Here is a 25,314-nt window from a genome sequence, read left to right as displayed (position 1 = left end):
TATGAACTGAATTCTGTTAATATATTTGCCGATTTTATATTCCATCGGATTGGGGTTATTTATGTCCACGCTTGCCACCCTAAAAGAGCTGCTCGCTCAACGGATTCTGATTATCGACGGTGCAATGGGCACCATGATTCAGCGTCATAAACTCGAAGAAGCCGACTACCGTGGTGAGCGTTTTGCTGACTGGGCATCTGACTTAAAAGGTAACAATGACCTTTTGGTTCTGACACAACCGCATATTATTCAAGGTATTCACGAAGCTTATCTTGAAGCGGGTGCCGACATTATTGAAACCAACAGCTTTAACGGCACCAAGGTTTCAATGTCTGACTACCATATGGAAGATTTGGTTTCAGAGATTAACCGTGAAGCGGCGCGTATTGCCAAAGAAGCCTGCCAAAAATATTCAACCCCAGAAAAACCGCGTTTCGTAGCGGGTGTACTTGGCCCGACATCGCGTACCTGTTCAATTTCACCAAACGTGAATGACCCGGCTTTCCGTAACATTACGTTTGATGAACTGAAAGAAAACTATATTCAAGCTGCACACGCCTTGATTGAAGGCGGTGCAGATATTCTGCTGATTGAAACGGTATTCGATACCCTGAACTGTAAAGCAGCGATCTTTGCGGTGAAAGAAGTCTTCAACCAGATTGGTTATGAATTGCCATTGATGATTTCAGGCACGATTACCGATGCTTCAGGCCGTACCTTGACCGGTCAAACAGCAGAAGCGTTCTGGAACTCGGTTCGTCACGGTGACTTGCTGTCGATTGGTTTCAACTGTGCGCTTGGTGCAGATGCCATGCGTCCGCACGTAAAAACCATTTCCGATGTCGCCGATACCTTTGTTTCTGCCCATCCAAATGCCGGCTTGCCAAATGCCTTCGGTGGGTATGATGAAACTCCCGAAGAAACTGCGGCATTCATTAAAGAATTCGCAGAAAGCGGTCTGATTAACATTACTGGCGGTTGTTGTGGAACTACGCCGGATCATATCCGCGCCATTGCCAATGCAGTTAAAGACATCAAGCCGCGTCAGGTGCCTGAAACCAAACCGGCGTGCCGTTTAAGCGGTTTAGAACCATTTAACATTACTGAAGAATCATTATTCGTGAACGTCGGTGAACGTACCAACGTGACCGGTTCTAAGAAATTCTTACGCTTGATCCGTGAAGAAAACTTTGCCGAAGCCTTAGAAGTTGCACAGCAGCAAGTTGAAGCCGGTGCGCAAATCATCGACATCAACATGGATGAAGGCATGCTCGATTCACAAGGTGCAATGGTGCACTTCCTGAATCTGGTGGCATCTGAACCTGAAATTTCCCGCGTACCCATCATGATTGACTCGTCTAAATGGGAAATCATTGAAGCAGGCTTGAAATGCGTACAAGGTAAGCCGGTGGTTAACTCGATTTCCTTGAAAGAAGGTTATGACGAGTTTGTACACAAAGCGCGTCTCTGCCGTCAGTACGGTGCAGCTGTGATCGTGATGGCATTTGACGAAGATGGTCAGGCGGATACAGCGGCGCGTAAACGTGAAATCTGTAAGCGTTCTTATGATGTCTTGGTCAATGAAGTCGGCTTCCCTGCTGAAGACATCATCTTTGACCCGAACGTGTTTGCCGTGGCAACCGGTATTGAAGAACACAACAACTATGCTGTGGACTTTATTGAAGCCACAGGCTGGATCAAACAGAACCTTCCACATGCCATGATTTCTGGCGGTGTGTCGAATGTATCGTTCTCATTCCGCGGTAATGAACCTGTACGTGAAGCGATTCACTCGGTATTCCTTTACCATGCCATCAAACAAGGCATGACCATGGGTATTGTCAATGCGGGTCAAATGGCGATTTACGATGACATCCCAAGCGAATTAAAAGCTGCGGTTGAAGATGTCATCTTGAACCAAAACCAAGGCGAAAGCGGCCAGGAAGCAACAGAAAAACTGCTTGAAGTGGCGGAGCAATACCGTGGTCAGTCTGGCGCGCAAAAAGCCGTTGAAAATCTGGAATGGAGAGCCGAGTCCGTTGAAAAACGCCTTGAATATGCTTTGGTGAAAGGGATTACCACCTTTATTGATGAAGATACTGAAGAAGCGCGTTTAAAAGCCAAACGCCCATTGGATGTGATTGAAGGTCCGCTAATGGACGGCATGAATGTGGTCGGTGACTTGTTCGGTTCAGGTAAAATGTTCCTGCCGCAAGTGGTGAAATCTGCACGCGTAATGAAACAGGCTGTGGCCTGGTTGAACCCGTATATTGAAGCAGAAAAATCTGGCGGTCAGTCTAAAGGTAAAGTGTTGATGGCGACCGTAAAAGGCGACGTACACGATATCGGTAAAAATATTGTAGGCGTAGTACTGGGCTGTAACGGTTATGACATTGTTGACCTGGGCGTAATGGTGCCAGCAGAAAAAATCCTGCAAACTGCCATTGATGAGAAAGTCGATATTATTGGTTTATCTGGCTTGATCACTCCGTCACTGGATGAAATGGTCTTTGTTGCTAAAGAAATGCAGCGTAAAGGTTTTAATGTGCCGTTGATGATTGGCGGTGCAACGACTTCTAAAGCGCATACAGCAGTGAAAATTGACCCGCAATATTCAAATGATGCAGTGATTTATGTGGCCGATGCTTCACGTGCGGTAGGTGTTGCAACAACTTTACTTTCTAAAGAGATGAAGCCGAAGTTTGTTGCCGATACCCGTGCTGAATATGAAAAAGTGCGTGAACGTATTGCCAATAAACAGCCGAAAGCAGCCAAACTGTCTTATGCAGAATCGGTTGAAAATGGCTTGAAAATTGACTTCGCAGCCAACAAACCGGTGAAGCCAAACTTTATTGGTACGCAGACACTGACCAACTATCCACTGGAAACATTGGTGGAATACTTCGACTGGACGCCGTTCTTTATTTCCTGGAGCTTGGCAGGTAAGTTCCCTGCAATCCTGAAAGATGAAGTGGTCGGTGAAGCTGCGACTGACTTGTATAACCAGGCTCAGACAATGCTGAAAGACATCATCGAGAATAAACGTTTCGATGCGCGTGCGGTGTTCGGCATTTATCCTGCCAACCGTTCAGCTGCTGATTCGGTTGAAGTGTATGATGAAACAGGCGCAAGCGTAACGCATACCTTCCAGCACATTCGTCAGCAATCGGACAAAGTGACTGGTAAACCAAACTTGTCATTGGCGGATTTTGTTGCACCTAAAGGCGTAGCTGAAGATTACCTGGGTGGTTTCACCGTTTCAATCTTCGGTGCGGAAGAAATGGCGAACGAGTACAAAGCTAAAGGCGATGACTACTCTGCGATTCTTGCACAATCTTTAGGTGATCGTTTTGCCGAAGCCTTTGCCGAACACTTGCATGAGCGTATTCGTAAAGAGTTCTGGGGCAACCAGGCAGCTGAAACTTTAAGCAATGAAGAATTGATTAAAGAGAAGTATGTCGGTATCCGTCCTGCACCGGGCTACCCTGCTTGTCCTGAGCATTCGGAAAAAGCGCCATTGTTTGATTGGTTAGGTTCGACTGACAAGATCGGTACGCAATTGACGACCAGTTTTGCAATGTGGCCACCTTCATCTGTCAGCGGTTTCTATTATGCCAACCCTGAGTCGCAATACTTTAACGTGGGTAAAATTGCAGGCGATCAGCTTGAGGATTATGCGAAGCGTAAAGGCTGGACTTTGGATGAAGCGAAACGTTGGTTAGCGCCGAATTTGGATGATTCAATTGTTTAATTGATTCAGCAAGTTTAGAAATAAAAAATCCCCTCTAGTGAGGGGATTTTTTTATAATCAGTCAAACAACGGATTTGAGCAGAGCATCATATTGTTCCGGATCACTTGCTTGCAAAATATCCAAAATAGCCTTAGCTAACTTCTGGCTTTCAGGTATATCTAAAACTGAAATTCCTCTATCAAAACATTCTTGTAGATGTGACATTTCATTAGAAATCCTTTGGCATATTGTTGTAACTTTTGGATCAGAAATAAACTTTAAAAGTTTATCTTCATCCGATATTTTATTCGTTGGATATTTAAAATATAAATGAGCTTCCAAAAATTTTCTTAAATTATTCCCAAAACTATATACGTAATCTTCATTTAAATCAGATAATGGAATGGTAGCAACCATTAATATCTTAGAAAATAGATAATTATATTCCGTAGAGAAATTTTTCATGTATTTAGGCATAGGCTTTAAAAAGCTTTTGTCAATTGGACGTTCAAGAATAAAATATGAACACTCATTGCTATCAACTCTTTTAGTGCATTGTGGCGCATGGGTACAAGGTTGTACCAGTTGATCTTTCTTTACTATTGGCTGAGAAATTCTGTGTAAATATTTTAAAAAATCCAAATTATGAGTACTAATAAATAGCTGTTTATACTTATACTCTTTAGGCTGATTCGGCAGAATTATTGGTTTAGCTAGTTCATTTTCAATAAGGCTAAAAATATAAAAAATGTGATTTGAATCTAAACTACTAATTGGATCATCTATCCATATAATTGTATCTTTAAGGTTTTCCAATTCCTTCAATTTCGCCATAAAGTAACAGAATGAAATAAGGCTACATTCACCCTCACTTAGATGATGAGCCAACTCCCCATTTCTTTCAACTTTAAATGAAGAACCGTTATCACAATCAATCAGTCTTAAATGATTAATGGCAAAATAATGTTCTAAATAATTATTAACAAAGCCTATACCTGATATCTCTGATACTTTTTTCTTCCTTAATTCATCAATTGCGCTAGAAAAAATATTTCTTCTTTCATCAATTTCTCGTTTTTTTCTTCGGGCTTTATCAATTTCTTCAGAGTGTAAATTCAATTGCTTAAAATTTGTTTCATAATCATTTTTAACGATAAATTCAAAAATTGCCTGTATAGTTAAGCTATTCTTTTCTGCATCAATACTTTCATTAAATTGCTCTGATCTTAGGTTATGTTCTTCTATAATTTTTTCTACTTCTATAAAACTTAACTTCTTTGGAGCTTCACTAATATTAGAATCTATGGTGATAAAGAGATTTTTTAGCTTCTCTTCTAATTTTTCTTTCAAATCTTTTAGCCAAAGACCATTTTCTGTAATATTAACTTTTAACTTTGACAGTTCATCTTGGTACATTAAAGATAGATCTGAGTAGAAAAGTGAGCTATCGGGTAAAGATTTTAATAATAATCTTAGTTCACTCATATAATTTTCAATATGCATCATCAATTTTTGAATTTCCTTTTGGAAATCTAAAACCTCTTTATTAAAATATGCATCTAAATCTTCCAATGTTGTTTTTTCTAATTTTGAACCACAGAAACTACAGTTTTTTATATCATTTTGTTTATGAATATGAATACCATTTAGTACCCAATCTTCCACTAGAGGTGTATTTATCCTTTCCAATGTTATTGAAGGCTTAACTACTTTGTTAAGTAAGATTTTAGCTATGTCTTTTACTTCTTCTAAGTTAAATTCTTTTTCAAGCTTAAATCCTACTTTATTCTTTATAACTTCTTTAACTTTAATTTCTTTTAATTCTCTTGTTTCATCTGAAAATGGAACATATGTTAGATTTAATATCTCTCTTATCTTTTGCTCCAGTTGATCTTGCCTAAAAGTAACTGGCACATGAAAATATTTCGTATTATTCTTCATATAAACAGCATATTCTGCCAAAGTTCCCCTTATTTTTTTCTCTAATGCTGTAAATTTTAAATTTTCCTTATTTAACTCCTCAGAAGCTTCCTGAAGATAAGACTCGAAGGTATTAACAGTTTGGAGTTCAGTTTCTAAGTACTTTTCTAAAAAATTAAGTTGTTGTTCTATGTCTACATTGATTTCACCAACCACAGAAAAAGGTCTAATATTTCCATTTATATCGCTTTGCCAATCTAAATTCTTTTTTATGAAATCAACATTGTACACTTTTATATTTTTAGTACTTTGACCTATGTTATTTAATGAAGACTGAGTATCTTGAAAGTAAAAATTACATTCTGCATTTGGATAATAAGGATTTTTTTGCTTTTCTTCTATACATTGTACAAGTCTAGATAAAGTTGTTTTACCTGAATAATTTCGCGCATAAATAATATTCATTTTAGTAAATTTAAGAATATTATTTCCTTGATCTCTGACTACTTCATCCCAGTTAAAATTATGAAATAACCCGAAATTTTTAATATTACTAAAATTCAGTAACACATTTACCCCCAACATTTAAAAGTTTTTATATTTTTCAAGTTCTTATGTAAATATAAATTCAGTACGAAAAATTAACAAGACAAACAAGACTATTAATTAAATGCCATCTTAAATTTCTATCAATTCCCTCACCCCCGCCCTCTCCCAAAGGAACAGGGAGTTACATTTGATTTAAATACTTACATGACTTTAATAATGGAAGTACCCTCTCCTTTTAGGAGAGGGCTAGGGAGAGGTAAAATTAAGCAAGCAATAAAATCAACCGCCCCTTTTCTAACCCATCAATCCCAAACTATTCGTTTTTACACTTTTAAGTCAGCAAAAATCATCACTTTCATGAATAATAGACCAATAAATTTATCTCCCAAATCAATGACTATTGGTGTTCCAATGAAAAAACTCATGAACAACGCAGAAAATCTCGTTGTCGAAATGTGCAAAGGTTTTGTTCTTGCTCACCCTGAACTTAGCTTTAACGAATCTTATAAAATTATTTCACGTAAAGAAAAACACCAAAACGTGGCTTTAATCAGTGGCGGCGGCAGCGGTCATGAACCAGCGCATGCCGGCTTTGTCGGTACAGGCATGCTTGACGCTGCGGTGTATGGCGATGTATTTGCATCCCCTTCACAGATTCAGGTCTATAAAGCCTTGCAGCAAGTGGCATCGGACAAAGGCGTGCTGATGATCATCAAAAACTATTCTGGCGATATGATGAATTTCCAGAATGGCGCAGCACTTGCAACTGAAGACGGCATTAAGGTCGATTATGTGAAAGTCGCAGATGATATTGCCGTCAAAGACAGCTTATATACCGTAGGTCGCCGTGGTATTGCCGGAACAATCTTCGTGCATAAAATTGCCGGTGCAGCAGCCGCTAAAGGCTATGAATTGGCGCAAGTTAAAACCATTGCCCAAAAAGCCGCAGACAATGTCACGAGCTTAGGTTTTGCCTTTAACTCGTGTACCGTTCCTGCCAAAGGTACACCGACTTTCTCTTTAGCTGAAGATGAAATGGAATATGGGGTCGGTATTCATGGTGAACCGGGAATCCGCCGTGAAAAAATTCTGCCATCGAGTGAGCTGGCACAGCGCATTGTCGATGACCTGTTTTTAGACCGTCCAAACTTGACTGAAGTTGCAGTGCTGATTAACGGTTTTGGTTCAACGCCAATGCAAGAACTGTATCTGTTCAACCACGACGTATGCCAGCAGCTTGCTGCCAAAGGCATCAAAATTTACCGCACATTCGTTGGTAATTACATGACCAGTATCGATATGGCGGGTGCTTCGGTTTCCCTATTGGCTTTGGATGATGAACTTAAAACGTATTTAGATGCCGAAGCAAATACTCCTGCATTTAAATTGGATGGTGCAGCTGCTCTGCCTGTGGAGTTTGCAGTAAATGATGCACAAGCTGAACAGACTTTAAATACTGACATTGAAACCCTTGCAGAACATGCCGAAATTGTGAATGAACAATTCACCATTGAAAACATGCGCTATATCGTGGACGTGATGAGCGCCTGCATTATCAAAAATGAAGTGCCCTTCTGTGAACTCGATGCCCACGCCGGCGATGGCGACTTTGGCATGAGTGTGGCCAAAGGCTTTAAACAGCTGAAACGCCAGTGGCAAGAACTTGTTCAAACTGAAAATATGGATGATTTCTTGCTGAACTGCTCAATGATTATTATGGAACATTGTGGTGGTGCTTCAGGTCCAATCTGGGGCTCAGCATTCCGTGCTGCCAGCAAATCGGTCAAAGGTAAAGCAACCCTTTCTGTAGCTGATTTTGCTGCAATGCTACAAGATGCAGTCAAAGGCATTCAAACCACGGGCGAGCGTTCATTCGGTCGTGGTGCTGTGGTCGGTGATAAAACCCTGATTGATGCTCTGGTGCCTTGTGCAGATTCTTGGTCATCCAACACTAACAAATCATTTAAAGAAAACTTTGTACACGGTGCGCAAGCTGCCGTTCAAGGCGCTGAATCCACTAAAGACATCGTGGCACGTATGGGTCGTGCCGGTACGGTCGGTGAGCGTAGCCTTGGCTATCCCGATGCTGGTGCACATGGCTTAGGTGTAATCTTTACGGAAATTGCCGAGCATATTAAATAATACCTAGCCCATTCAAAAAAGCACCGAATCTATTCGGTGCTTTTTTATGCCTACTGATATTTACTCCCTTATAAGGTCATATTTCTTAGCTTTAAAAAAGAAGATGAATACCAAGCTGCTCAAGCTATATGAATGAAGTCTATGCAGTTATTTGTAGTTTATGATCCAGCTTAATGTGTGCCAGTATTTTTCTTCAATATCAGGAATCTTGAGGAATATAAACTTAAACAGCAGGATTTAAGTTGAGCTCCAACTCCAGATAATGCCGTACCTGATTACGTCCCCGCTGTTTGGCCAGATATAAGGCGCGGTCTGCCATACGAATGGTGTGTTCTTTTTTGGCATTCTCCTGAGCAAGTGCGACTCCAAAACTTGCACTGGTTTTTAAAGTTTCACCAGTTTCCAACACAAATTCTTCTTGTTCTATAATTTTACGGCAGCGTTCTGCAATCTCGATCGCCTGCTGCAAGTTTTGATCCTTTAAAATCAAAATAAACTCTTCACCACCAAAACGCCCAACCACATCCTGTATCCGTGTGGTGGTACATAAAATTGTTGCCACACGCTGCAAAACTTCATCTCCCACTTCATGCCCATAATCATCATTAATTTTTTTGAAGTAGTCTAAATCCAGCAGCACCACGGCATACGTTGCCTTTTTCTTGCTTTCCAAAGTGCTCAGCTGTTCACCAATATAACGACGATTAAAGACATTGGTCAGCGCATCGGTCTGACTCATTTTCTTAATCTTCATTTCACGCCGGCGCCACTGTGAGAGCAAAATTTCAAAAAACAGAATCGAAACCAGCAGAATAGGCAGATAGACCTCAGCCATGCTTTTGATCCAGAATGGATTATGATAAAACTCACTATGCGTCAAGCTATCACTAAACACAGGCGCATAACGGATGATCTCATTAAAAGTTAAGTAACTGATAATGAGGGTAAAAATGGAAGCAAAAACGGCCATGCCATAGATTATTTTTCGTGAATAAAATACCAGGCCAATCAGCACAATATTGACGAAACCGGCAATAGTGGCAGGACTATAAATCCCCACGGTATAACCTGCGTAAATCATTACAGCACCAAAAAACATAGGTGAAAAATAAGCAACAAATTTACGGAATTTTGCATTGCGTTTATATCTATAACTTAGCGCAATCAGGGCGATAAAAATGATTAAGGTAGCAAATACCGTAGTAATACGGATGAAAAAAAAGTCATGATTAATCCAGACCCGATTGTCTTTTGAATAGCAACTAAACAGATACCATTTAATCGCACTGACTTGGCATAAGGCTCCAAAAAAGCAGAGCAATACGCCCTTATCGAAGTTGGGCCACGTAATAATTAAGTTATCTGACTCAAATAAATGAAACTTGAATCTGCCCCAATAATAAGAAATCAACGTAGGTGTTTTTCTAAAAAAGCTCATTTTCTTTATGAATATCTTTATAATTTATAAAAATTTTTATTACTTAAATATTATATCCATAGTACAAAAATTAAACAATGCGTCATCCTATCCTTTCGATAAACAACACCCCATCCAAATGGTCTATTTCATGCTGCACAATTCGGGCAGGAAAGCCCGTTAAAGTCGTTTCTACCGCTACACCCTCCAGGGTTAAATAACGCAGCTGAATGGTTTGTGCACGTGCAACTTGTCCACGTTCATCCGGTACACTTAAACAGCCTTCTTCCCCTAAAACTGTCAATTCAGATTTTTCTAAAATTTCAGGATTAATCATCACCAGTGCATCCATTTCAGGTGCATCGGGATAACGCGGGTTCGGACGAGAGGCAACAATAATCATCCGTTTTGACACATAGATCTGAGGTGCAGCAATACCTACCCCATTTCGTTCCAGCATGGTGGCATACATGGCTTCGGCAAGTTGCTTTAACCATTCGCTATTCAGCTCGGTCTGTGCAACTTCAGCCGCTGTTAAGCTTAAAATGCTTTCACCGCGCTGTGCTACAGGTAAAATGGTGCTCATCAATTTATTCCTCATCGAGTGACAGTACTGGCCCAATATCTTTTTCATTGAGTATCATGTATACATATTAGTCTTAAAAACTGTGCTGATATATTCAGTTTTAATATGTGTAATGCACATTTATGCACGATTCGGATGTTTTGAAACAGCTCAGTATTTTAAGCACCTTTTAATTTTGTTTACCTATTATTCACCGCATTTCTTTATCAATAAAAAATATGGATACAACTCAGCTTCTTCTTGGTGTGGTTTTTAGTTCTATAGGCTTAGGCTATTTTTTATATGGGAAAAAGCAAAAAGTCATTGTGCCCTGGATCTGCGGCCTAGTACTGATGATTTTCCCTTATTTTATAGAAAATATCAGTATATTGACCAGTGTCGGGATCATGCTCTCAATTGCTCCTTACTTTATCCGGCTTTAATTGAGCGATAGATCAGACAGGTTTATTCATAAAATTAAGTTTTTGCACTGAAAAGAAAGATTGATTTTTCATCTAAAAAACAAAATATTAGAATTCCATCATATCTGATTTATTTTGCTGACTAACGGAAACCTGAAGCATGGACGCAATACCTCGTTTAACTGGTGAAGATAAACGCACGCTGGGCTTGTCATCTTTAGGCGGTGCACTCGAATTTTACGACTTCGTGATTTATGTCTTTTACGCCAAAATCATTTCAGAACTGTTTTTTCCCAGTGGTTTAAGTCCTTTCTGGGCCATGCTGAATACCTATGGCATTTTTGCAGCGGGTTATTTTTTCCGTCCGCTAGGCGGCGTGGTGATGGCACATTTTGGTGACCTGATTGGACGCAAGCGCTTGTTCAGTCTGTCCATTTTGCTGATGGCCTTACCTACGCTCATGATCGGGATCATGCCGACCTTTGAAAGCATTGGCTATGCTGCACCACTATTGCTATTACTCATGCGAGTAGTTCAAGGCATTGCCATTGGCGGGGAAATTCCAGCCGCTTGGACCTTTGTTTCGGAACATGTGCCCGCAAATAAAATTGGTTTTGCTAATGGTTTACTTACAGCCGGGTTATCGCTCGGCATCCTGCTGGGTGCCTTAATGTCATTGTTTATTTCGTTGAAATATAGCGAGACAGAAATTCATGACTGGGCATGGCGTATTCCCTTTATTCTGGGCGGGATCTTCGGTTTAATTGCGCTCTACCTGCGCAGTTATTTGAAAGAAACTCCCGTATTCAAAGCCATGCAGCAACGTAAGCAACTGGCTACAGAAATGCCGGTAAAACAGGTACTGGCACAACATAAAACCGCTGTGGTCATTGGCATGCTGTTTACCTGGTTCCTCACCGGCTGCGTGGTGGTTCTGATTTTGGCCATGCCGAACCTGCTCACCGGAGCCTTTGGTTTCGAACGTGCGGATGCATTTAAAATGCAGAGTGCAGCCATCATTATGCAAATGCTCGGCTGTATTATTGCAGGCTTGTTGGCAGACCGCCTCGGTGCAGGTAAAGTGATTTTATGGGGTTCACTCGCTGTTGCCCTGATTGCCGCTGTTTTCTACAACAGTTTGGGACATGTTTCAGCCGCAACGGTATTTATGCTGTATATGTTACTTGGACTGGCGTCCGGTACAGTCGGCATGGTTTCTTACAGTATGGTGAAAATGTTCCCGGCCCAAATTCGCTTCTCGGGTATTTCATTTTCTTATAACGTGGCCTATGCCATTGCAGGTGGCATTACCTTGCCCCTGGTACAATGGTTAAGCCTGTATAGCAAGATTGGCGCTATGTACTATATTGGTGTGGTCTGTTTAGTGGCATTCTTTAGTGCGCTGCTGTATAGAGCCAAGTTTGAAAGACACAATTTAGACCCATCTTCCATAATTCCCGCACAACATGCAGTGAAAGATTAAGTATAAAAAAAGCCCTTCAGTTGAAGGGCTTTTTTATTGATTAAGCGACCAAATTTTTCTTTAACTCATCTTCAACAATCTGGATTTCCAGCTGACTAAATTTACGAATTTCAGTTTCAGCATGTCTTTCCAACATTCCAGAAATCAAAGGAACCTTAATCTTGACATGCCAGTTCAAGCTGATGTGAATTTGCTGTTCATCCCCCGTCACCAAACGTTCACAGTTGGCTTCTAAAGGCATATTGGCACCCAATTTTATGCTGGACGTTAAAGCTGATAAATCTGTGATATCGGTACGCTTGACTCGAAAGGCATCTTTTAGAAATTTTTTCGCCATATCTGGAATATTGACATCCAGATTATAAGCACGGCGTAAGGTGTAAATATCACCACTCATTTTAGACTCAATAATTTCCAGTTTTTCACCTGGAATACGTCTACACACTGCTTCATGTAAGGCTGTATTTGCCACAAGGCGTTTGAACTGGTCAATGGATACGCCCTGAATGGTAGAATTCACAGTAAAACTATGTGCCATATTTAATAATCCTTTATTTTTCTAGTGGTTATTTTTAACAATTCTAACTTATTTGATCATCACTGATCTAGCCTATTTTGTCTAACTGCGTATTTAATTGAATTTTCCAGACCTTGTCATTGACCATCTATACCATACTATTCTGCATAGATGCCACTGTGAATCACCGTTTTTTCACCACAGGAAATACGGAGAAAATGCCTGCGATATTCAATGATGACATCAAACTGTTCAGCGCCATCATCCAGACCTGTCGCGGTCCAAATCGTGCCTTGGGGAAAATCCTGCAACCACACCGCTTTATAAAAGTCAGAAACAGAATCGAAGTTGATATATTTTTCTGGCTCGGCTTGAATTCGGCCTGCCAGTTCATCAAACCTGTGCAACTGGGCTTGAGCAAAGTCGATCAGCATCTCTCACTCCTTAGCAATTAAACCCCTTTGAACCGGGTCAAAGCCTGTTTCTTTTTCACCTGTTCCCACTGCCACCAGCCAAACGCGGCCAAACCGACAAAAGCTGCATATAAGCCGGCAGTTAAGAATAGGTCCTTATAAATGAACATGCCGACATAAATAATATCGACAAACACCCACAATACCCAGGTCGCAATATGCTTACGGCTGGTCCAATAGGTGGCCAGCAGACTAAATGCAGCCAGTTGTGAATCCAGCATAGGTACGGCGGCATCGGTAAAATGTTTTAGCGTCAAACCAAAAATTAATCCGCCCACGGCAGCCATTAACATCTGGAAAATCACTGTTTTTTTTGCAATCGGTTCAATCCGAATTTCATGATCTTGCTGTTTGCCTTTCAGCCAATGATAGAAACCGTAAAAGTTCACCACGATGAAAAAGAACTGCAATATGGTTTCGCCATAGAGTTTAAATTGATAAAAAAGATAGGCATACAGTACAAAAGCGGCAAAGTTAAACCACCAGCACCACATATTGCGTTTGATGGTGAGTGCCACCCCGATAAGACTAATAATGACCGCAACAATTTCTAAAGGTGACATGGCAATAATCAAACAGCAAAAGGGTGTTGCTATTATGAAAAAAAAAGTCCTGAACGCAAGATAAATTATACCAATCCACACATATCATCTGACCAGCTGCTCCCCTTCGGGCAGCTCTGAATGTTTAACCACAGTCAAACATACAAAACTGGACTGCACAGGTTTGACAGTTTTCTAACAACCATTTAAAAACTTAGAAACACAGTCAGTCTGGAAAATAAAAATGTCACAACAACAAGGAAAAGTCAGCCGGGAGATCCGTGGGTTTCTGTTCCTGATTGGTCTGGACCGCGCTGCCAAAAGAAATGCCTTTGATAGCCATATGATTCATGACTTGTCACTGGCCTTAACTGAATATGAAGATCATCCGGAGTTGCGTTGCGCCGTCATTTTTGCCCACGGCGATCATTTTACTGCCGGGCTGGATCTGGTCGAGTTGCAACCCAAACTGGAAACCGGGGTATTTGATTTTGATCCTGTACAAATTAACCCTTGGGGCACCAGCTCAAGAGCACGCAAGAAACCGGTGATTGTAGCGGTACAAGGTATTTGTTATACCGCCGGCATCGAGTTGATGCTGAATGCCGATATCGTCATTGCTCGGGACAATTGCCAGTTTGCGCAAATGGAAGTACAGCGTGGCATTTTACCCTTTGGCGGTGCAACCGTCCGTTTTGTACAGGCCGTAGGCTGGTCTAAAGCCATGCGTTATTTACTGACCGGAGATCATTTTGATGCCGCAACGGCGCTGGATTTAAACCTGATTACTGAAATTACCTCGGAACCTCCCCTGCAACGTGCCATCGAACTGGCTGAACATATTGCTAAGGCTGCCCCACTGGCCGTTCAGGCAACTTTGGCTTCTGCCAAAGAAGCCGCAGAACAGGGAGCAGAAACTGCATTTACCCATTTACAGCAACATCTAACGCCATTGCTTAAAACTCAGGATGTCCAGGAAGGTGTCATGGCGATGCTGCAACGCCGCGCCCCTGAATTTAAAGGCCGCTAATTAAACCACCAATAGTCTAAATCCAATAACAACACGAGTTTGCCATGCCACATCAGAAGCAGAAGTTACAAAGCAGCCATTTTAGTGTCAGTTCACATGCGTTTCCGGCCATAGATGGTTATCCCTTAAAAGGAACCCTCTACACGCCAGAACATGACATTAAAGCCAATATTGTGCTGTCCAGTGCTACCGGGGTTCCACAAGAATTCTACCGCCGCTTTGCCGAATATATGACCCAGTTTGGCTATCAGGTACTGACTTTTGATTATCGTGGTGTGGGCCAGTCTGCTCCTGCCAGCCTGAAAGGTTTTAAGATGTCTTATCTGGATTGGGGAGCATTGGACCTGGCTGGGGCAATTGATTATCTGGCCCAGGATCAGCTGCCTGTTTTTATGGTCGGTCATTCCTATGGCGGGCAAGCGCTGGGATTAACTCCAAATCATCACAAGGTTACTGCCATGTATTGCTTTGGTACCGGTGCCGGTTGGCATGGTTATATGCCGTTTAAGGAAAAGGTCAAAGTTCAGGTGATCTGGAATATTCTGTTCCCACCCATGGTTGCGCTTAAAGGTTATTTGCCCTGGAGCAAACTGAAAATGGGTGCAGATTTACCGATTGATGTTTATAAACAGTGGCGCAAATGGTGTAAAAATCCAACCTACTTCTTTGCCGACCCCGAGCAGCAGCTTTTAATCGAGAAATATGCACAGGTCAAAACGCCTATTTATGCCGTTTCTGCACTGGATGATGACTGGGCCTTACCCAATTCACGGCATGCCTTTATGCAACATTATGCTCAGGCGCCCATGCAGTTTATCAATATTTTCGCAAGCGATTATGGACTGAAACAGATTGGGCACATGGGTTATTTTCGTAAGGGTTCGGAAAAAATCTGGGATGACATAGACCGTACGTTCAATCAACACTTCGTCAAGCAAAACGGATAGGGACTAAATACAGATGCGCCCAAAGAAACTGAGCCGGGAACAGATTTTAACGGCCTGCGCCCTGCAATTTAAACGTCATGGCTATGCCGCGACCAGTATGGAGATTCTGGCCAAAGCCTGTGGATTGACCAAAGCTTCTTTTTACTATTATTACCCCAGTAAAGAGGCATTATTGATGGATGTTCTGGAACTGACCCACCAATACCTAAATAGCCATTTGTTTAAGCTGAACCAGCAAGATGAAATTTCGATTAGCCAACAGTTCGAATTGATGCATGAACGTGCGATCCGGTTTTTCAGTGATGAAGTCAAAGGCTGTTTAATCGGTATCATTTCAATTGAAGCACGCTATCAGTCCGAGCAGATTCTGGAAAAAGTCCGTCTGATCTTTCAGGACTGGCAAATGGCTTTTTATCAATTATTTAAAATGCAGCTGACAGACCATGAGGCTCAAATTTTGGCAAAACAAAGCTTGGCCGATTATGAAGGGGCCATTTTAATGTATCGCCTGAATGATGACCTGTTTTATCTGGATCAGGTCAAGCAACGCATCATAAAACAGCTAATATAAAATCGTCAGCCACTGGATAATACCGAATAACTGATTGAATTTTAAATAGAGTAAACTCAATTCAAGGGCAATCGCTTCAATCAGGCGCGGCTATGCTGTTCCTTGAATTCACATTTATGCTCACAACCGAAACGGTCAATATGGGTATAAAACACCCCATAGCGTCCGACGTAATATTCTAAAGACTGATCATAGAAGGTCCAGTAAATCGACCATTCGCCTAAGTCCAGCTTACGAATCCGGGTTTGTGCCTTGGCGGGCAGTTTTTTTAGAATGCCTTCTTGCACCACAATGGCTTGACTTAAATTACGTTCGGTCAGATGACGCTCAAAAAACATCTGGCAGACATCGTCAAACAGTTGTTGTTCATATTCCTCCACCTCCTCTACCCTTGCTTCCGGTTTGGATAAAGGCTGTGCCGAGGTCGCTTCAAATTTGATTAAATCGGCGAGCTGCCTGATTCTAAATTGTTGTGAATATTGATTGATCTGAATTTTTAAAAAGACTTTCCAAAGGACAATCAGTCCAATGCCAAAACATAACCCCAAGAGTATTTTCACCATAGCGTCACTCTCATGTTAAATAATTATTATTTTTATATTATATAAAACAATTAGAACAAAAATTATACAATTTTTTAAATTTTATGTTATAAAAAAAATGATTCCAAGGAATTTTACTCATGTTTCCTATTGCTTCATCTGTTCAACACACGCTTGTCACTTGCCGCGCTTTGTACCTTCAGGTCAACAAGGCCAGTTCACGACGCGTGGCGTTTTTACATGAGGTACCTTGGAATCTGTACCCTGATGATGATTTAGAATAAATCACTCACTAATAAATACCCCAAGGTCGCCTCAGTAGCGGCCTTTTTTATTGCCTAAAAACAAGGAAAAAGCTGATGAATCACCCTATCGATAAAAATGGATTCCCCACTCCACTGTCCCAGCCGGTTGTAGCCTCTTTTAACCGAAATTCACGCTTCGCTACAGCCGGTCAATTTGCTACTGTCGTGCTGATTTGGTCACTCACTCCACTTGCAGCCGTCTGGACAGTACATGAAATTCATTGGGCGTGGGGTTTATTGATCCGATTTAGCTTGGCTATTCCCATTGCTCTGGCATGTCAGGCCTATTTCAAAATCAGACTGCCATTGCACCTGCAAGCTTTGCTCAGTTATGCCGCAGGTGCACTTGGCCTGTTTGCATCCATGACCTTTTGCTATATGGGCGCATCCAAGGTACCTTCCACGGTGATATCTATCATCTATGGTAGCGCTCCATTCGTTTCAGGTTTACTGGCCATTTATATTTTTCGTAGTGAAAAATTCAGTGCTTATCAATGGCTGGGCTTAGTGATGGGTATGCTGGGCATGTATTTCGCATTGGGTTTAAATTCGCAAAACTTGCTCTTCGATTTATGGGGCATCGGTCTGGAAATTGTCGCGATGTTTTTATACGTCCTTTCTGTGTTTGCGGTGCGTGCGGTTGCTGCAAATATCCATCCGATCAGTCAAATGACCGGTGCCACGATGGTATCTTGGTTGGGGTATTGTAGTTTGCTGCCTTTTTTCTGGTCAGAACTGCCCGATGAGCTGCCTTCTTTACCCACTACAATGGCACTCGTCTATAGCGCGGTATTTTCATCTGTACTGGCGATGATTTTTTATTATCAGCTGCTAAACACCGTCAAGCCCACTACACTGATGCTGATGAACATTATGAGCCCGGTACTGGCTACACTGTGGGGCACCTGGCTTAATCACGAAATGTTAAGCTCGCATTTCAATCTGGGGCTGCTGTTACTATGTAGTGGCTTAGCCTGCTATGCTTTGCGCGTACCTGGCAAATAGCCAATACCATAATAAAGAAAAATCCCGGGCCGGATGCAGACTCGGGATTTGCTCAATTCAAGCTTTAAGCAAAAAAGACTTTATTCAATATGAATAATTTTGCCATGTTCATCATGATGAACCACTGTGACCTTTTGCTGGCGCCCCTGTTTAATGTCTTCCACAGCCAAACCAAAATGCTGTCCATAATCGGTAATATTTTTGGCCGAACTTGTCTTTACTGTTTTTGCAGGAACAAAATTCGACCATAACAGTAAGGCTACAGCACAGGCCAATAATGCACTCACCCCATGTTCAATGCCCAAGCCAAAGGCAGAAAACAGTTGATGAAACACATGATTTTTTTGCAGGCTGACAATTCCCAGCACAATCAATAATGGTCGCCATAACAACAACCACACCGCCCACATCATGGCAGTAGAGGTATTCGATGCATAACGTTTATGCCACGGCAAGCAATGACGTAAATCAATAATTAAAGGATTATTTCTCATGGATCACTTGCTCATTAGTAGAGGTCGAATGACGCATCCCGCGGTCTGGACTGACCCAGCGTGCGCGCTGACCGTCGCCGCGTAATAATACTTTAGGAAATGCCACAATACTGGCCGTCAGGGTGATCAGCCAGAATACAAAGGGATACCAGATCATCCAGAAATAATTCTTGCCCAGTGACGGTTCATAACGGCTGTCCATCCATTTGCTGAGCGCAAACTGCAACAGACAGGTCACGCCCAAGAGCATGCCGGTGCCATAAGGTAGAAATGGCGAACTGACGCCCGCTATGCCCAAGGGAACCACAAAATGGATTAACCAGAGAATAGCCATAAACAGCATCAAATAAGACCAGACCAGAGTCAGAACCAGTTCACACAATAATGGCCATAAAAAGTTCAGTTTTGGTTGAAATAACACATCGATATTTTTAATCAGCACCTGTGCCCCGCCCATAGCCCAGCGCAAGCGCTGTTTCCATAAGCCCTGAAAGGTTTCCGGCATTAAAATCCAGACCAGCGCGTTCGGTTCAAAGTGAATATTCCAGCCCGCACGTTGCAGCTTCCAGGTAATGTCGATATCTTCCGTCAGCATATCGGGTGACCAGTAGCCGACTTCATGCACGGCACTTTTACGAAAGGCAGTAATCACCCCAGAAACGGTAAACAACCGTCCAAAACTGCGCTGCGCGCGCTTAATCATGCCGACTATGGAAGAAAATTCTCCAACCTGAATGCGTCCAATTAGAGTCGAACGGGTACGAATTCGCGGATTACCGGTGACCGCAGCCACGGTTTCATCCTGCAGAAAATGGCGTAACATCCAGGTCGCAGCATGCGGATCAAGCAAGGCATCACCATCAATGCCAAGCAAATATTCTGCATCGGTGAGCAAGCTTCCCGCCTGCAGTGCCATGGCTTTGCCCTGATTATGCGCCAGATGCACCACACGCAGTTTTTCATGCTGATGCGCGAGACGGTTGAGCACGGCTGCGGTGTTATCGGAACTGCCATCATTAATGGCGATGACTTCAAAGTTAGGATAATCCAGCGCCAATGCATGGCCGAGTGTTTCTTCAGCATTATCTCCCTCATTAAAACAAGGCACCAGCACGGCTACCTTTGGATAATCAGGCAGTGCTTCAGGCTGTCGATACGGCGGATCTTGTCGCTCTTTCCAATAGAAAATCAGTGCACCGATCATCCATAAATACGACATAAATAATGGATAATAAAAAACGAAGTGCAATGCAGAATGCCAAAAATGCTGCAGCGTTGACATATGGAATGCCTTTAAGGAATAAGTTTGCTGGATTTCATATCAAAGGCTTTGCGCATTACGTGAGTATCTGGATAGTCCTGAATCGGATCATCCGGATAATACGCTTCATGCATCACACCTTGGGTATATAAAGACTCAATGGTCTTGGCCATTTCATCGGAAGGGACGTGTTGATTGGTTCGCCAGTTCACCGACTGTAATTCAAACACCGTTTTTTTCATGCCATTCGGATATTGCTTCACGCGATTAACGATGTCCCGATAAAAAGCATCCGGATCTGTAGCCTGCTCCATATAGGGCATCGCCATGATCGCAGTAAAGTCATAACGGTTAATCGACTGTTCCAAAGACTGTGAATACCAGTTTTCTGCATAAGGCTTCAGGGCAACCTGTGCATATAAGTTGCGTGCAGTCAGCAAGAATGGATGATACTGACGGACTTCCTGCGCCAGTTGCATGGCAAAGTCATCGATATATTTGGTTTTAAACGCTGTCCACTTTTCCAGCTCGGCATCATTACTGCGGATTTTGGCCAGATCGGTAGGTAGACCTATCGCAGCATAGGCTTTTAAGGCTTCAGGGCTGGCATCCTCATAGTCAGACAAGGTGGTGTCATCGTGGAATAAAATGCCGTTAAATGGCACAGTTTTGGCCAGGTCCTGATAAATCCCCTCAATCGTCTTACGTGCATCGACAGAAAAAGGACTTAAACGGTGATAGCCCATATTCAGATGCTTGGAATCATCGGATTGCTGGGTCAGCACCACCTCTTTAGACACCGGATTATCTTTAGGTAAATCCCAGGCCAGTAATGGCATCCAGGCATAGACCCGACTCACCTGAGTCCGGGTTTGAATTTGCCAGGCCACACGGTTAAACAGGTCAGCACGCATCGGTAAATAATGGTTCGGAAAATACACCATATCCGCAGAACCATTGGCATCCGGATCAGAAAAGGCCTGCAAATACACGGTATTGACTTTCATCGCCACAATCCGGTCAAGCAGATGATCCAGATTGCGTTCCTGCTGGATTGGATTTTTGTCGTAAATGTAATCCAGATCGATATGCATGATTTTTTGTGGACGGTTATTGTCGCCTAAATGTTGCTGACGATTTTGAATTTCCTGGGCCAAATCCGCCGTGGTCATATTGCCTTCCACCAAAATACGGTTGAGCTGCCCCAAAGAACTTTGTGCTGAATCTGCACCATCATCCAGACTAATCGCAATCGGCATGCCCAACTGTTTAGCAATATTCACGGTTTGCATGGTGTAATGACCATAAGGCCAGACCATTATCCGTGGTGATTTTAACCCGTGGGCAGTCAATAACTGGTTATTCTGCTTTAAATCACCCGTAATCCGTTGCTGATAATGTTGATCGGATTCATAGCTGGCAGATTTAGGATCGTATAACCGTGTCACTGCCGCCGGTTCCATATTGCCCTGCGGATTGCCCAAAATGCCGCGATGCAGGTTATAACTATGACTGGCAATTTCGACCAGGCCGCTTTCCTGCATCTCTTTCAGTTCAGCCCAGGACAACATTTGATTGCGCGGAATTTTCTCACCTGAAAAGTCAACGCTTTGCCCTGCTGTAGGCTCTAGCCATGAACCCACCACTGCCAGCACCACTGGAATTTTATTGGTCTTGGTTATTGGATAGGCATTTTTATAAAATGAAGCATAGCCATCATCCACGGTGAATAAAACCGGTTTGCTTGGCAAGCGGTATTTCCCTTGATGTGCTTTAATCAGCTGATCCACATTAATAAAATGAAAACCATTATTTTTAAGCCAGCTAATATGTTGCTGAAACTGCTGGGTCGTTACCGAATAGTCAGGAATCAATGCCGATTGATGATCGGTAATTTCATGGTAGCCAATTACCGTGAGGATGGGATTGCTGGCTGGCAGCGTTTTACTCCAGGCTAGATGAGGCAACTGCCATAAAACGGCGGAAAGAGATGCAGAAAGCAAGGTGGAAAGCAATCGAGTCTTCATGGAATGGTGCTCAAAAATCATTTTATGCTCTGAACACGCGACATCATTGATCAATAGAAAATGACACTTTTCATGATTTACGACATGCAGAACTTTGAATCTGCTTTTTATCCAATCAAGCTGAAATGAAACTTAAAAACCAATATTTTTTATAGTTAAATAATTAAAAAAATGTATAAATACAATAATATTTCAAGGAATATGCTGGCTTTTATGCTGATCAAAAGCGCTTAAAAAGCGGCTAACAAAAAAGCTAAGCTGATTGAGGCTGATATTGATCCCGCCCGGCACCTTTCGCTGCATACAGCTGAACATCGGCAGCTTTCATCAGTTCATGAATATCGGTATAAGGATGATTTCGATCCATCCAGGCAACGCCCATACTTATGGTCACATATTGCTTCTGGTCAGGCCGATTTAAATGTTCAAAGCGATGTTGTCTAATGGCGTTTAAAACCTGTTGCAACACGTTTAAAACCACTTCACTTGGTACGTTATGCAGCAGAATGGCAAACTCTTCCCCGCCATAACGCGCTACATAAGCAGAAGGGGGCAAGGCCTGCTGGATCACCTTAACCAAGTCTTTTAAAATGACATCACCCTTCAAGTGGCCATAATAATCATTATAATTTTTAAAATAATCCACATCTAGCATGGCAAATGCCAAGGTGTTATTACTGTGATTTTGGGTCAGATTAAATAAACGCTGTATCTCAATATTCAAAGCGCGGCGGTTAAATGCACCGGTTAATGCATCAATTTGAATTTGTCGTTCCAGTTGTTCATTTAACTGATTTAATTGCGCAGTCCGTTCTTTCACCTTATTGTCTAACGAGTTATTCAGCTCAATTAAATTATTATTCAGTTGCTCGATATAATGATTATGCCGTGCATAATTTTTTGCCTGCTGAAACATAATCAGCAAGGCGTAAAAACTGGTTGAAATAAAAGTTAAGTTAAAGGACTCGATCAGATTCAGATTTAATAAGAAATCATGTATGAAGGTCACGCATAACAAAATCACCGCCCACATGTTAATTGTCGAATATTTTTCTTTAGATTTTAGCGTGATATAAAAACCATAGGCAAAATTCAGAATCACCACAATACTAAATAGCGAACTATATAATGCTAAACTCTGGAATACTTCGGGAGTGGTAAAAAAAATCACCACAATATTAACCGCCAGAATGAACATTACAGCCGAATAAACGATTAAATTTAAATAACGGCGATTGAGCAAATACATATAACTTAAGAAAAATACAATTGCTAAAGCCGTAAATAAATATTCTAAGCGCTGTCCCCATAACCAGCTAATATTGGTAAATGTGGTGTAGGCATACGGTGCTGAAAATAAATTGTGTAAAGCCAAAAATAGGATGAAAAGACCAAATACAAAAACCCGAATACTGCTGCGCCCGATTTTTCCCTGAAAAAGTGAAAACATCAGGGTAAATAACCCCATACCGAATACTGCCCCACATACTAGGCCTATACTCATCATCAGTTGTTCAAACTGGCGGGTAATGGTTTTTGCGATCCCGATCCGCATAGAATTTTCTAAACCACCATGTACATTTTTAAAACTGGAGATTTGGAAAGTAATGGTCAGTTCTTCTTTATACGGCACCGTAAACGCTATTCTAGGCGCATTTTCTGATTGATGGCTTTTGGCATCTTTACCGATCTGACCCAAGCGAAGTACATAAGCTCCGTTTAAATACATACGATAGGCACTATATTGATTGGGAATGTAGATCGCGATATTTCGACCCAGATATTGTTTAGGGATTTTAAAATGCCCAATAAAGGTACCGTAGGTCTCATTACTCCCTATGATTTCCTTGAAAGAACCCGGTAAATTTACAGTGTGAGATTTTAAAATTGCGCTAGGCTGGATAATGAACTGTTCAGGATAATACTGCCATGTTCCCTGTAAGGCAGTACTGCTATTTTCAGTAAACTGGACATTATTGAATAATTTTTGCTGTACAGAAGAAGATTTCGAAGCAGTCGCCTCATTTGCCCACAGTTGCTTTCGCCCCAGGCATACGCATAAACAGAGCAATAAAAATAACTGGAAAAAATGAATTAATCTCTTGTTCTTATACAAATATAAATTGTCCTTAAATTATGCTTGTCCTTTAATTAATGTAGCGATAAAAAAATAAAACTCAAATTATTTTTCAATTATCTGCAAGATACAGCCATGTCTCTTGCAGAATACTTTTTAATCAACCATAAATGAGAGATTAATCACGTGTTTTCACATCAAACAATTCAATTTCAAAAATAAGATTGGAATTTGCAGGAATGATTTTACCCATTTTTCGCTCACCATAAGCCAAATGTGCAGGAACCAGTAATTTACGTTTACCACCGACCTTCATGCCCATAATGCCCTGATCCCAGCCTTTAATTACTCGGCCTGTTCCAATTACAGTTTCAAAGTAGTTGCCACGATCAATCGACGAATCAAACTTGGTTCCATCTTCCAGCCAGCCAGTATAATGTGTGGTAATTAGCGCGCCTTTCACCGCTTCTTTGCCTTCACCTACTTTTAAATCAATAATTTCTAATTCATTCATCATCATTTACCTAAACAGAGCACTAAATTTTCAATCACTATTATAAACCGGATTCAGATGAGTTCTTTATGCTTTAAATTATGTATATTTAAAAACTCAGCTCCTGGATATTGGAATCATTCAATAAATAAGCCGTCAATTTTTTATGATTTTCAGCCGAGCCGATTAAAATCCAGCGTCCACTCATGCGCTGCTCGGTTTTATGCTGCACACTGCGCACCACTTTCATGTTATAGGTCTTAAATAGCGCTTCATATTGATCTAAAGTTTTGCGCTGATAAGGACAAATAATTCGATAGGTACGTGCCTGGCTCAGGGTTTCTATCCCCTCCTGGACATAAATCAAAAAAATCAGCACGATCAAAACAATCAAGGTGGCGAACAGGCTTAACAGTTCATAACCTGCGCCAGCTGCCATACCCAAGGCGGCCGTCATCCAGATGGTAGTAGCAGTAGTAATGCCGGAAATACGGTTTTCATCTTTAAAAATCACCCCTGCGCCAACAAAACCCAAACCGGTCAGAATATTGGCGGCTATCCGGTCTTGGCTGTCGATGCCAATTTTTAAAGACATAATGGTAAATAGACATGAACTCAGACTGACCATAATCATGGTGCGAAGGCCGGCAGATTTACTGCGATATTCACGCTCTGCGCCAATAATTGCACCAATGCCCAGGGCAATCAGCAAACGATAGAGATCCGGATGCATATATTTTCCCTTTTTTCATTTTTATTGTTTTCAGGTATACGCAATTTTTTAGTGAGGATACAAGCCTA

21 protein-coding genes are annotated in these 25,314 nt (G+C 41.7%); 8 read left to right on the top strand and 13 right to left on the bottom strand.

Annotated features, from left to right (window positions below):
* The first annotated feature begins 61 nt into the window (after window positions 1–61).
* Window positions 62–3,751 carry a methionine synthase gene (gene metH / locus B4C48_RS00985; protein ID WP_291352546.1) on the top strand — a complete coding sequence of 1,230 codons (3,690 nt, stop codon included), beginning with the start codon at window positions 62–64 and terminating at the stop codon, window positions 3,749–3,751.
* Between the two features lie 61 nt (window positions 3,752–3,812).
* Here metH and B4C48_RS00980 read toward each other — a convergent pair whose 3' ends face one another.
* Window positions 3,813–6,221 carry an AAA family ATPase gene (locus B4C48_RS00980; RefSeq protein WP_291352544.1) on the bottom strand — a complete coding sequence of 803 codons (2,409 nt, stop codon included), beginning with the start codon at window positions 6,219–6,221 and terminating at the stop codon, window positions 3,813–3,815.
* A 390-nt stretch (window positions 6,222–6,611) separates the two neighbouring features.
* Between B4C48_RS00980 and dhaK the strand changes: the two genes are divergently transcribed.
* Complete coding sequence (gene dhaK / locus B4C48_RS00975) at window positions 6,612–8,342, top strand: dihydroxyacetone kinase subunit DhaK (protein ID WP_291352542.1); 1,731 nt, start codon at window positions 6,612–6,614, stop codon at window positions 8,340–8,342.
* A gap of 223 nt (window positions 8,343–8,565) precedes the next feature.
* On the opposite strand, the gene B4C48_RS00970 is transcribed toward dhaK, so the two are convergent.
* Both B4C48_RS00970 and def read right to left on the bottom strand, forming a co-directional pair.
* Window positions 8,566–9,780 (bottom strand): GGDEF domain-containing protein, encoded by a 1,215-nt coding sequence (locus tag B4C48_RS00970; RefSeq protein ID WP_291352540.1) that lies wholly within the window; start codon window positions 9,778–9,780, stop codon window positions 8,566–8,568.
* Window positions 9,781–9,862: 82 nt separating this feature from the next.
* Window positions 9,863–10,345, bottom strand: a complete 483-nt coding sequence (def, locus tag B4C48_RS00965) for a peptide deformylase (RefSeq protein ID WP_291352538.1) — start codon at window positions 10,343–10,345, stop codon at window positions 9,863–9,865.
* A 218-nt stretch (window positions 10,346–10,563) separates the two neighbouring features.
* On the opposite strand from def, the gene B4C48_RS00960 reads away from it, so the two are divergent.
* A complete protein-coding gene (locus B4C48_RS00960) occupies window positions 10,564–10,767 on the top strand; it encodes an amino acid transport protein (RefSeq protein WP_291352536.1) in 204 nt (67 codons plus the stop codon).
* Window positions 10,768–10,906: 139 nt separating this feature from the next.
* Entirely contained in the window at window positions 10,907–12,229 is a 1,323-nt protein-coding gene (locus B4C48_RS00955; RefSeq protein WP_291352534.1) for an MFS transporter, read from the top strand.
* A gap of 40 nt (window positions 12,230–12,269) precedes the next feature.
* On the opposite strand, the gene B4C48_RS00950 is transcribed toward B4C48_RS00955, so the two are convergent.
* The 3 genes from B4C48_RS00950 to pnuC form a co-directional block, all read right to left on the bottom strand.
* Window positions 12,270–12,767, bottom strand: coding sequence for a DUF2505 family protein (locus B4C48_RS00950; protein ID WP_291352532.1), 498 nt, complete (start codon window positions 12,765–12,767; stop codon window positions 12,270–12,272).
* Window positions 12,768–12,904: 137 nt separating this feature from the next.
* Window positions 12,905–13,180 carry a hypothetical protein gene (locus tag B4C48_RS00945; protein ID WP_291352530.1) on the bottom strand — a complete coding sequence of 92 codons (276 nt, stop codon included), beginning with the start codon at window positions 13,178–13,180 and terminating at the stop codon, window positions 12,905–12,907.
* 17 nt (window positions 13,181–13,197) lie between these two features.
* Window positions 13,198–13,782, bottom strand: coding sequence for a nicotinamide riboside transporter PnuC (pnuC, locus tag B4C48_RS00940; RefSeq protein WP_291352528.1), 585 nt, complete (start codon window positions 13,780–13,782; stop codon window positions 13,198–13,200).
* 223 nt (window positions 13,783–14,005) lie between these two features.
* On the opposite strand from pnuC, the gene B4C48_RS00935 reads away from it, so the two are divergent.
* From B4C48_RS00935 to B4C48_RS00925, 3 genes are read left to right on the top strand one after another with little or no spacing between them, the layout of a single operon-like run.
* Window positions 14,006–14,791, top strand: coding sequence for a crotonase/enoyl-CoA hydratase family protein (locus B4C48_RS00935; protein ID WP_291352526.1), 786 nt, complete (start codon window positions 14,006–14,008; stop codon window positions 14,789–14,791).
* A gap of 44 nt (window positions 14,792–14,835) precedes the next feature.
* A complete protein-coding gene (locus tag B4C48_RS00930) occupies window positions 14,836–15,738 on the top strand; it encodes an alpha/beta fold hydrolase (RefSeq protein ID WP_291352524.1) in 903 nt (300 codons plus the stop codon).
* 13 nt (window positions 15,739–15,751) lie between these two features.
* Window positions 15,752–16,309 (top strand): TetR/AcrR family transcriptional regulator, encoded by a 558-nt coding sequence (locus B4C48_RS00925; protein ID WP_291352522.1) that lies wholly within the window; start codon window positions 15,752–15,754, stop codon window positions 16,307–16,309.
* 80 nt (window positions 16,310–16,389) lie between these two features.
* On the opposite strand, the gene B4C48_RS00920 is transcribed toward B4C48_RS00925, so the two are convergent.
* On the bottom strand, window positions 16,390–16,872 hold the full coding sequence (locus B4C48_RS00920; protein ID WP_291352520.1) for a hypothetical protein: 483 nt from the start codon (window positions 16,870–16,872) through the stop codon (window positions 16,390–16,392).
* Between the two features lie 338 nt (window positions 16,873–17,210).
* Between B4C48_RS00920 and B4C48_RS00915 the strand changes: the two genes are divergently transcribed.
* A complete protein-coding gene (locus tag B4C48_RS00915; RefSeq protein ID WP_291352518.1) occupies window positions 17,211–18,161 on the top strand; it encodes a DMT family transporter in 951 nt (316 codons plus the stop codon).
* Between the two features lie 80 nt (window positions 18,162–18,241).
* Here B4C48_RS00915 and pgaD read toward each other — a convergent pair whose 3' ends face one another.
* From pgaD to B4C48_RS00885, 6 genes are all read right to left on the bottom strand, one after another.
* Window positions 18,242–18,655 (bottom strand): poly-beta-1,6-N-acetyl-D-glucosamine biosynthesis protein PgaD, encoded by a 414-nt coding sequence (gene pgaD / locus B4C48_RS00910; RefSeq protein ID WP_291352516.1) that lies wholly within the window; start codon window positions 18,653–18,655, stop codon window positions 18,242–18,244.
* On the bottom strand, window positions 18,645–19,937 hold the full coding sequence (gene pgaC / locus B4C48_RS00905) for a poly-beta-1,6-N-acetyl-D-glucosamine synthase (RefSeq protein ID WP_291352514.1): 1,293 nt from the start codon (window positions 19,935–19,937) through the stop codon (window positions 18,645–18,647). Before pgaC ends, pgaD begins: the two co-directional genes overlap by 11 nt.
* Window positions 19,938–19,948: 11 nt before the next feature.
* Window positions 19,949–21,943, bottom strand: coding sequence for a poly-beta-1,6-N-acetyl-D-glucosamine N-deacetylase PgaB (gene pgaB / locus B4C48_RS00900; RefSeq protein WP_291352512.1), 1,995 nt, complete (start codon window positions 21,941–21,943; stop codon window positions 19,949–19,951).
* Window positions 21,944–22,196: 253 nt separating this feature from the next.
* Window positions 22,197–23,993, bottom strand: coding sequence for a sensor domain-containing diguanylate cyclase (locus B4C48_RS00895; protein WP_409449770.1), 1,797 nt, complete (start codon window positions 23,991–23,993; stop codon window positions 22,197–22,199).
* A 205-nt stretch (window positions 23,994–24,198) separates the two neighbouring features.
* Complete coding sequence (locus B4C48_RS00890; RefSeq protein ID WP_291352510.1) at window positions 24,199–24,537, bottom strand: FKBP-type peptidyl-prolyl cis-trans isomerase; 339 nt, start codon at window positions 24,535–24,537, stop codon at window positions 24,199–24,201.
* Window positions 24,538–24,622: 85 nt separating this feature from the next.
* Window positions 24,623–25,246, bottom strand: coding sequence for an MgtC/SapB family protein (locus B4C48_RS00885; RefSeq protein ID WP_291352508.1), 624 nt, complete (start codon window positions 25,244–25,246; stop codon window positions 24,623–24,625).
* Window positions 25,247–25,314 lie beyond the last annotated feature (68 nt).

This window comes from Acinetobacter sp. UBA3106, from assembly GCA_002365595.1.
GTDB lineage: Bacteria > Pseudomonadota > Gammaproteobacteria > Pseudomonadales > Moraxellaceae > Acinetobacter.
This window is presented reverse-complemented; position numbering and strand designations above follow the sequence as displayed.